Below are 8,377 nucleotides of genomic sequence, written 5' to 3' on the forward strand. Positions count from 1 at the left end.
GGGCCGGGGCGGGGTCAGCTGCCGGCGAACGCCTGCTCGGCGTTGGCGTTCGACTCGTCGAGCAGCGCCTGCATGCGCGGCTGCACCTCGGCGAGGTAGTCGGCGGCCGTCTGCTCGCCGTCGAGGACCGGCTGGATGTTGGTCCACAGCTCGTCGTACCAGGCGGCGCCGTACGTGTACGCGGCCGGCATCGCGCGGCCGTAGTCCTGCACGATGTCGAGGAACTCCTTGCGGTTGGCCGGCTCCGCGTCGGGGGCGGCCGCCCACTCCTCGGCGACGTCGACCAGGTTGGGCACCTGGATGTTCGCGTCGACGAGCGTCTGCTGCGCCTCGGCGTCCGCGGACAGGTACGTGACGAGCTGCACCGCCTCGTCGGGCATGTCGGTCGTGCCCGAGACGCCGATGCCGAGGGAGCCGATCCACGTGCCCGAGCCGCCGTCGCCGAGCGTCGGCCAGGGGATGAGGTCGTAGTCGAACTCGAGCTCGTTGTAGACGCTGACGTCCCACGGGCCGACGGGGAAGAAGCCGATCTCTCCGGCCATCCAGCGCTGGTAGGTGTCGAGCGTCGCGGCGTCCGCCGCGGACGGGGTGACGCCGTCGACCGTCGTGAGGTCGGCGAACTCCTGGAGCGCCTCCGCGAACTCGGGGGTGTCGACGGTGACCTCGGTGCGGTCCTCGTTGACGAAGTCGCCGCCGTTGCTCCACACCACGGACTGCAGGTTCCACTGGACGTTCGGCCCCGTGCCCCACTGGTCGATCGCGCCGTCGCCGTCCGTGTCGGTGGTCAGCTGCTGGCAGATGGCGACGTACTCGTCCCACGTGAGGGGGACGTCCGGGTCGGGCAGCGGGATGCCCGCGGCCTCGAACATCGTCTTGTTGTAGCCGAACGCGAACGGGCCGACGTCCTTGGGCAGCCCGTACAGGCGGCCCTCCGGCGTGCCCTGGAGCTCGCCGTCGAACCGGTAGGAGTCGACGCCGTACTCCCAGATGTTGTCGAGGTCGACCCCGAGCTCGTCGACCTGGTCGGTGATGTCCATGAGGACGCCCGAGGCGACGTAGGACTGGAGGTTGGCCTGCTCGATGTAGAACACGTCGGGCACGTTGTTGCCCGCGACGGCGGCCTGGAGCTTCGTCGCGTACTGGTCGGCGTCGGTGACGATGACCTCGACGTCCACGCCGGTGTCCTCGGTGAACTTGTCGATGGCCGCCTGGTAGGCCGCCTTCTCGTCCGGTCCGCCGCGGAACATGAACGTCAGCGACCCGCTGTCGCCGCCGCTGCCGCCGTCGCCGCTGCACGCGGTGAGCGAGAGCGCCCCGACGAGCGCGGTGCACGCCATGCCGACGGCCAGCCTGCTCTTCTTCATCTGCCTGCCTCCCTGTCGTGGGTCGGTCAGGTCACGCCGGTCGGGGCGGCTCCCGGCGCGTGCCGGGGAGGCGACGCACCTGCGCGTCGGCCGTCCGCTCCTGCTGGTCGTCGTTGACCTCTCCGATGCTGACAACGTCGTCCTACAACGTTGATCTACAACGTTGCACAAGGTGGCACGGGCGCGCCCGCCGGGTCAAGCCACGATCGGGTAACGCCCCGCGGCGGCATGCTGACCGGCCGGCGATCGCGTCGTTGACGAGGCCGCCGTCTCTCGTGCATGGTGGCCCTACAACGTTGTAGACAGCGCCGCAGGCCCTACGCGCCGCGAGCCACACGAGGAGCACCGACGATGACGTCCGCCCTCACCCCGCCGATGGGGTGGAACAGCTGGGACTGCTACGGCACCACCGTGACCGAGGCGGAGGTCCTGGCGAACGCCCGCTTCCTGGCCGAGCACCTGCTGCCGCACGGCTGGGACACAGTCGTGGTCGACATCGACTGGTCCGACCCCGACGCGCGGCCCCACGGCTACACGCAGGACGCCGCGCTCGTGCTGGACGCGCACGGGTACCCGCAGCCGGCCCCCGGGCGGTTCCCCTCGGCGGCCGACGGCACGGGCTTCACCGCGCTCGCCGCCCGCGTCCACGCGCTCGGGCTGCGGTTCGGCGTCCACGTGCTGCGCGGCATCCCGCGGCGCGCCGTCGCGGCGGCGCTGCCCGTCCCCGGCGACGGCGGCTGGACGGCGGCCGACGTCGCCGACCCCACGTCCACGTGCCCGTGGAACGGCCACATGGTCGGCCTCGACCACGCCCACCCCGGCGCGCAGGCGTGGCTCGACGGCCTCGTCGCGCAGCTCGCGTCCTGGGGCGTCGACTACGTGAAGGTCGACGACATGCTCGCGCCCTTCCACGCCGACGCCGTGCGGGCCTGGGGGACCGCGATCGCGCGCAGCGGCCGCGAGATGGTGCTCTCCCTCTCGCCCGGCACGCGCCTGTCGACGGAGCACCTGCCGGTGCTGCGCGAGCACGCCCAGCTGTGGCGCGTCTGCGACGACCTCTGGGACCGCTGGGAGGACGTGCACGCGAACTTCGCCCGGCTCGCGCGGTGGGCCCCGCACCAGCGCCCCGGCGGCTGGGCGGACGCCGACATGCTGCCGCTGGGCCGCATCGGCATCCGCGCCGAGCGCGGCGAGGACCGGCAGAGCCGGCTCACGGCCGACGAGCAGCGCACCCTGCTGACGCTGTGGGTCATGGCGCGCTCGCCGCTCATGATGGGCGGCGACCTGCCGACCAGCGACCCCGCGACGGTCGCGCTGCTCGCGACGCCCGCCGTCGGGCACGTCCTGCGCACCGGCGTCGACGGGCGCGAGCTGCTGCGCGAGCCGGCGGCCACGGACCTCGGCGCGGGCCGCACCGACGCCGGCGAGGTCGTCGTCTGGGCCGCGCGCGCCGGCGACGGTACGCACACCCGGTACGTGGCGGTGTTCTGGACCGGCGCGCACCCGCGCACCGAGCACCTCGCGCTGTCGTCGCTGGTCGGCGACGCCGACGCCCGCGCCGGCCGCTGGGCCGTGCGCGACCTGTGGACCGGCGCCGCCCTGCCCGACCCCGTCCCCACGGGCTGGGAGCCCGAGGGGCGCCTCGACCTCGAGGTGCCGGCGCACGGCGTGCGCTGGCTCGCCCTCGACCCCACCGACCACCCCGCCCCCGCCGCACCGGGGCCGCACCACCGACAGGAGCCGTCATGATCCCCGTCCGCCTCACGCTCGACCCCGCGTTCCGGGTCGGGCCCGTCCGCCGGCGCACGTTCGGCTCGTTCGTCGAGCACCTCGGGCGCTGCGTCTACACCGGCATCCACGACCCGGGGCACCCCACCGCCGACCAGGACGGCTTCCGCAAGGACGTCCTCGAGCTCACGCGCGAGCTCGGCGTGTCCACCGTGCGCTACCCGGGCGGCAACTTCGTCTCCGGCTACCGCTGGGAGGACGGCGTCGGCCCCGTCGAGCAGCGTCCGCGCCGCCTCGACCTCGCGTGGCACTCGACCGAGCCGAACACGGTCGGCACGGACGAGTTCATGCGCTGGGCCGCGCTCGCCGAGGTCGAGCCGATGATGGCCGTCAACCTCGGCACGCGCGGCGTCCAGGAGGCCGTCGACCTGCTCGAGTACTGCAACGTCCCCGGTGGCACCGCCCTGTCCGACCTGCGCCGCGCGAACGGCGCCGCCGACCCGTACCGCGTGCGCATGTGGTGCCTCGGCAACGAGATGGACGGGCCCTGGCAGACCGGCCACAAGACCGCCCTCGAGTACGGCCGCCTCGCCGCCGAGACGGGCCGCGCGATGCGGATGGTCGATCCCTCGATCGAGCTCGTCGCGTGCGGCTCGTCGAGCTCGTCGATGGAGACGTTCGGCGAGTGGGAGCGCGTGGTGCTCACGGAGGCGTACGACCAGGTCGACTACGTCTCGGCGCACGCCTACTACTGGGAGGAGGACGGCGACCTCGGCTCGTTCCTCGCCTCCGCGGTCGACATGGACCACTTCGTCGAGTCGGTGACCGCCACCGCGGACGCCGTGCGCGCCGCGCAGAAGAGGAGCAAGCGCATCCACATCTCGTTCGACGAGTGGAACGTCTGGTACCAGAGGCGTGCCGAGTCCCGTCCGCCGAGCGGCGACGACTGGCCCGTCGCGCCCGTCCTGCTCGAGGACCGCTACGACGTCGCCGACGCCGTGGTCGTGGGCAACCTGCTCATCAGCCTGCTGCGGCACAGCGACCGCGTGCACGCCGCGTCGCTCGCGCAGCTGGTCAACGTCATCGCGCCGATCATGACCGAGCCGGGCGGGCGCTCGTGGAAGCAGACGATCTTCCACCCCTTCGCCGCGGCGTCCCGGTACGCCACGGGCGACGTGCTGCGCGTCGCGATCGACGCACCGACCTACGAGACGGCCCGCTACGGCGACGCCGCGCTCGTCGACGCCGTCGCGACCCGCGACGAGGAGACCGGCGACGTCACGCTGTTCGCCGTCAACCGCTCGACCGGCGCGCCCGCCGTCCTCGACGTCGACCTGCGCGCGCTGCCGGGGCTGCGGCTCGTCGAGGCGACGACGCTCGCGAACCCGGACCACCGCTGGTCGGCCACCGCGGACGACGACTCCTCGGTCGCACCGCGGGCCAACACGACCGCCGAGGTCGCCGACGGCCGCCTGCGCGTGCAGGTGCCGCCGGTGTCGTGGAACGTCGTGCGGCTCGGCACCCGCGTGTGAGCACGCGCCTCGCCCGCGCCGCCGTCGCCCTCGTGGCGGCGGCGGCGCTGGCGGCGTGCGGCGCCACCGGCCCGTCCGGTCCCGCGGCGACGGACCTCGACCCCGCCGGCGACGTGCGCGCGCACGACCCCGCGCTGGTCGTGGGGGAGGGCGACGAGCCCTGGTACGTGTTCTCGACGGGCGACGTGCGCGTCGGCGCCGGCTCGCCGCAGGTGCGCCGGTCCGTCGACGGGGGGCGGACCTGGGAGGACGCGGGGACCGTGTGGGACGCCGCGTCCCGCCCGCGATGGGTGTACGAGCGGGTCCCCGGGGTGCAGAACTTCTGGGCACCGGAGGTCGTCGAGCACGACGGCACCTGGTACCTCTACTACGCGGCGTCGACGTTCGGGTCGAACCGCTCCCTGATCGGTCTCATGACCAGCCCGACGCTCGACCCGGACGACCCCGCGCACGCGTGGACGGACCGCGGCGAGGTGATCGCGTCCGAGCCGGGGCGGGACGACTGGAACGCCATCGACCCGAGCGTGCTCACGGTCGACGGCACGCCGTGGATGGCGTTCGGCTCGTTCTGGGGCGGCATCCAGCTCGTCGAGCTGACCTGGCCGGAGGGCACCCGCGCGGACCCGGCGGCCGACCCGGTGACGATCGCGCGCCGCATCGGCGCCGAGAACGCGATCGAGGCGCCCACCCTGGCCGAGCGCGACGGCTGGTTCTACCTGTTCGTCTCCCGCGACTCCTGCTGCCGGGGGTCGGACTCCACCTACAGCACGGCCGTCGGCCGGTCCCGCGAGGTCACCGGCCCGTACGTGGACCGCGCGGGCCGCGCCATGACGCAGGACGGCGGCGAGGTCCTGCTCACCACGCGCGGCGACCGGGTCGGCCCGGGCGGGGAGTCGTACTCGCGCGGGTACCTCGCGCACCACTGGTACGACGCCGCCGACGGCGGCGAGATCCGCCTCGGCATCCGCGAGCTCGCGTGGGACGAGGACGGGTGGCCGGTCGCGTCCACGCGCGAGGAGCAGGCCGCGGACCGCGACTGACCGCCCGGCCGGCGGTCATCGCCCCGACCCGACCCCTGGCTCCGTCCCGGGACCCACACCCCCACCGGCACGTCGAACCGGTCGTCGTGCAGCACCCGCGCGCCGGCACGGTGCACGACGACCGGTTCGACGCCGCCGGGGAGCCGTCAGCGGCCGGCGGGGGGCGGCCGGCGGGGCGTCAGCGGCCGGTGAGGCGGCGGCGCAGGGCGCGGAGGACCACCGCACCGGCCCACGCCAGCCCGGCGAGGCTCGCCGCGTTGGCCCCGCGGCGGGCGTGGCGGCGCCGGCCGCGGAACTCGCGCACGGGCCAGCCCGCCTCGGCGGCGTGCCGGCGCAGGCGCCGGTCGGGGTTGATGGCGCACGGGTTGCCGACGGTCGACAGGATCGGCACGTCGTTCGTCGAGTCGCCGTACGCGTGGCACAGCGCCAGGTCGTACCCCTCGCGCTCGGCGAGCGCGAGCACGGCGCTGGCCTTGGCCTCGCCGTGCAGCAGGTCGCCCACCAGGCGGCCCGTGTAGTAGCCGTCCTCGTGCTCCGCGATGGTGCCGAGCGCGCCCGACGTGCCGAGCCGGCGCGCGATGAGCTCGCCGATCTCCACGGGCGTCGCCGTCACCAGCCACACCGCGTGCCCGGCGGCGAGGTGCGCGTCGAGCAGCGCCCGCGTGCCGGGGTAGATGCGCAGGCTCAGCACCTCGTCGTAGACGTCCTCGGCGATGGCCGTGACCTCGGCGACGGAGTGGCCGCGCATGATGGACAGCGCGCGCGACCGGATCTCGTCGATCTGCTCGCGGTCCTCGCCGAACGCCTGGTAGCGCGCCTGCTGGAACGCGAACACGACGATGTCGCGCTTGCGGAAGAACCCGCGCCGGTACAGCCCCACGGCCAGGTGGAACGCGCTCGCGCCGCGGATGATCGTGTTGTCGACGTCGAAGAACGCCGCCACGCGCGTCCCCTCCGGGACGACCTCCGCGACCGGCGTCTCGACGGTGGCCGCGACCACGGGCCCCGTCCCGGCCACGTCCGGGCCGACCACGGCGCCCTCGCCGGTGTCGTCCGCCGCGTGCACCCGGCCACTGTAACGAGGCCCGTGGGTGCGTGGGTGCGCGCCCGGGTGCGGCGGCGCGGCATGATCGGCGTCGACCCGGACCACCAGGAGAGGCGGCGACATGGCGCGGCACCGGATCTTCTCGACGCCCTTCGCGAGCATCTACCCGCACTACGTGACGAAGGTCGAGCGCAAGGGCCGCACGCGGGCCGAGGTGCACGAGGTGATCGCGTGGCTCACGGGCTACGACGAGGCCGGCCTGGCCCGCGTGCTCGAGACCGAGGTCGACCTCGAGACGTTCTTCGCCGAGGCCCCGGCGTGGAACCCCGACGCCGTGCTCATCACCGGCGTGATCTGCGGCGTGCGGGTGGAGGAGATCGAGGACCCGCTCATGCAGCGGATCCGGTACCTCGACAAGCTCGTCGACGAGGTCGCCCGCGGCAAGCGCATGTCGTCGGTCCTGCGGGGCGGTGCGGCCACGCGCACGGGGGACGGCTGACGCCGCGGGCGCCTACCGTGGCGGGGTGAGCGGACCGCAGGACCAGCCGACCCCCGCCGACGCCCCCGGTGCCACCGCGCCCGCGCCGGTCCCCGCCGCCGACGCGCGGCTCGTGCTCTACGGGCGCGCCGGCTGCCACCTGTGCGACGACGCGCGGGCGGTCGTGCGGCGCGTCAGCGCGGCGACGGGCGCGCCGTGGGCGGAGGTCGACGTCGACGTCCCCCTGCCCGACGGCCGCGTCCTGGCCGACGAGCTGGGGGAGCTCGTGCCGGTCGTCGACGTCGACGGCGTGCGCCGCGGGTACTGGCGCGTCGACGAGGCACGCCTGCTGCGGGCCCTCGCCGCGGGACCCCGCTAGGCCCTACCGTGGGCCGCGGCGCCCGGGCCGCCCCGCGACGAGGCGGGACGTGCCGGCCGGGGGCCGTGGGGGGCGACGTGGACGCTCGTGGGGGACGCTCGGGCCGCGGTGCGCAGGTGCCGCCGGCGACGGTCGCACGGCTGCCGGGCTACCTGCGCGCGCTCGAGGCGGTGGCGGCGGAGGGCTGCGTGCTGACGTCGTCCGACGAGCTCGCCGACCGCGTCGGCGTCACGCCCGCGCAGCTGCGCAAGGACCTGTCGTTCCTCGGCTCCTACGGCGTGCGCGGCGTCGGGTACGACGTCGCCCACCTGCGCGAGCAGGTCCGCGTCGTGCTGGGGCTCGCCGACGAGCGGCGCGTCGTGCTCGTCGGCGTCGGCAACCTCGGCCACGCCCTCGCGAACTACGCCGGCATCGCGCAGCGGGGCTTCGCCCTCGTCGCCCTGGTGGACGCCGACCCGCGCGTGGTCGGCACGACCGTCGCCGGGCTGGTCGTGCAGCCGGCCGACCGGCTGGCCGACGTGGTGGCGTCGACGGGCGCGACGATCGCGGTGCTCACGACGCCGGCGACGGTCGCGCAGGACGTGTGCGACCGGCTGGTGGCGGCGGGGGTCGTCGGCATCCTCACGTTCGCGCCGGCGGCGCTGCGCGTGCCGGCGCACGTCGACGTCCGCGCGGTCGACGTGGCGTCCGAGCTGCAGATCCTCGCGTTCCACGAGGCGCGGCGCGCGGCCACGGGCGGGGCCTGACGCCCTGCAGGGCCGGCCCGTCCCGCAGCGTCCGACCGTGCACGCACCGCGGGGCGCGACCGGAC

General features: G+C 75.0%; 8 protein-coding genes. 6 read left to right on the forward strand and 2 right to left on the reverse strand.

What is annotated here, in order from left to right; genetic code table 11:
- Positions 1-14: 14 nt before the first annotated feature.
- A complete protein-coding gene (locus ACFUMH_RS17560) occupies positions 15-1,364 on the reverse strand; it encodes an ABC transporter substrate-binding protein (RefSeq protein WP_378208595.1) in 1,350 nt (449 codons plus the stop codon).
- Between the two features lie 351 nt (positions 1,365-1,715).
- On the opposite strand from ACFUMH_RS17560, the gene ACFUMH_RS17565 reads away from it, so the two are divergent.
- From ACFUMH_RS17565 to ACFUMH_RS17575, 3 genes are read left to right on the forward strand one after another with little or no spacing between them, the layout of a single operon-like run.
- The gene (locus ACFUMH_RS17565; RefSeq protein WP_378208598.1) at positions 1,716-3,113 is read left to right on the forward strand and encodes a glycoside hydrolase family 27 protein; all 1,398 of its coding nucleotides are present in this window, start codon (positions 1,716-1,718) and stop codon (positions 3,111-3,113) included.
- Complete coding sequence (locus tag ACFUMH_RS17570) at positions 3,110-4,624, forward strand: alpha-N-arabinofuranosidase (RefSeq protein WP_378208600.1); 1,515 nt, start codon at positions 3,110-3,112, stop codon at positions 4,622-4,624. The genes ACFUMH_RS17565 and ACFUMH_RS17570 overlap by 4 nt, the downstream gene beginning before the upstream one ends.
- The gene (locus ACFUMH_RS17575; protein WP_378208602.1) at positions 4,621-5,664 is read left to right on the forward strand and encodes an arabinan endo-1,5-alpha-L-arabinosidase; all 1,044 of its coding nucleotides are present in this window, start codon (positions 4,621-4,623) and stop codon (positions 5,662-5,664) included. Before ACFUMH_RS17570 ends, ACFUMH_RS17575 begins: the two co-directional genes overlap by 4 nt.
- A gap of 178 nt (positions 5,665-5,842) precedes the next feature.
- Here ACFUMH_RS17575 and ACFUMH_RS17580 read toward each other — a convergent pair whose 3' ends face one another.
- Positions 5,843-6,664, reverse strand: coding sequence for an HAD family hydrolase (locus ACFUMH_RS17580; RefSeq protein WP_378208611.1), 822 nt, complete (start codon positions 6,662-6,664; stop codon positions 5,843-5,845).
- A 166-nt stretch (positions 6,665-6,830) separates the two neighbouring features.
- Between ACFUMH_RS17580 and ACFUMH_RS17585 the strand changes: the two genes are divergently transcribed.
- The 3 genes from ACFUMH_RS17585 to ACFUMH_RS17595 all read left to right on the forward strand — a co-directional run bounded on the left by ACFUMH_RS17585 (position 6,831) and on the right by ACFUMH_RS17595 (position 8,312).
- Entirely contained in the window at positions 6,831-7,208 is a 378-nt protein-coding gene (locus tag ACFUMH_RS17585) for a DUF2200 domain-containing protein (protein WP_378208605.1), read from the forward strand.
- Positions 7,209-7,233: 25 nt separating this feature from the next.
- Positions 7,234-7,566, forward strand: a complete 333-nt coding sequence (locus ACFUMH_RS17590; protein WP_378208607.1) for a glutaredoxin family protein — start codon at positions 7,234-7,236, stop codon at positions 7,564-7,566.
- A 77-nt stretch (positions 7,567-7,643) separates the two neighbouring features.
- Positions 7,644-8,312: a redox-sensing transcriptional repressor Rex gene (locus ACFUMH_RS17595; RefSeq protein ID WP_378208609.1), complete on the forward strand. Its 669-nt coding sequence runs from the start codon at positions 7,644-7,646 to the stop codon at positions 8,310-8,312.
- Positions 8,313-8,377 lie beyond the last annotated feature (65 nt).

Source organism: Cellulomonas sp. NPDC057328 (genome assembly GCF_042667215.1).
GTDB lineage: Bacteria > Actinomycetota > Actinomycetes > Actinomycetales > Cellulomonadaceae > Cellulomonas.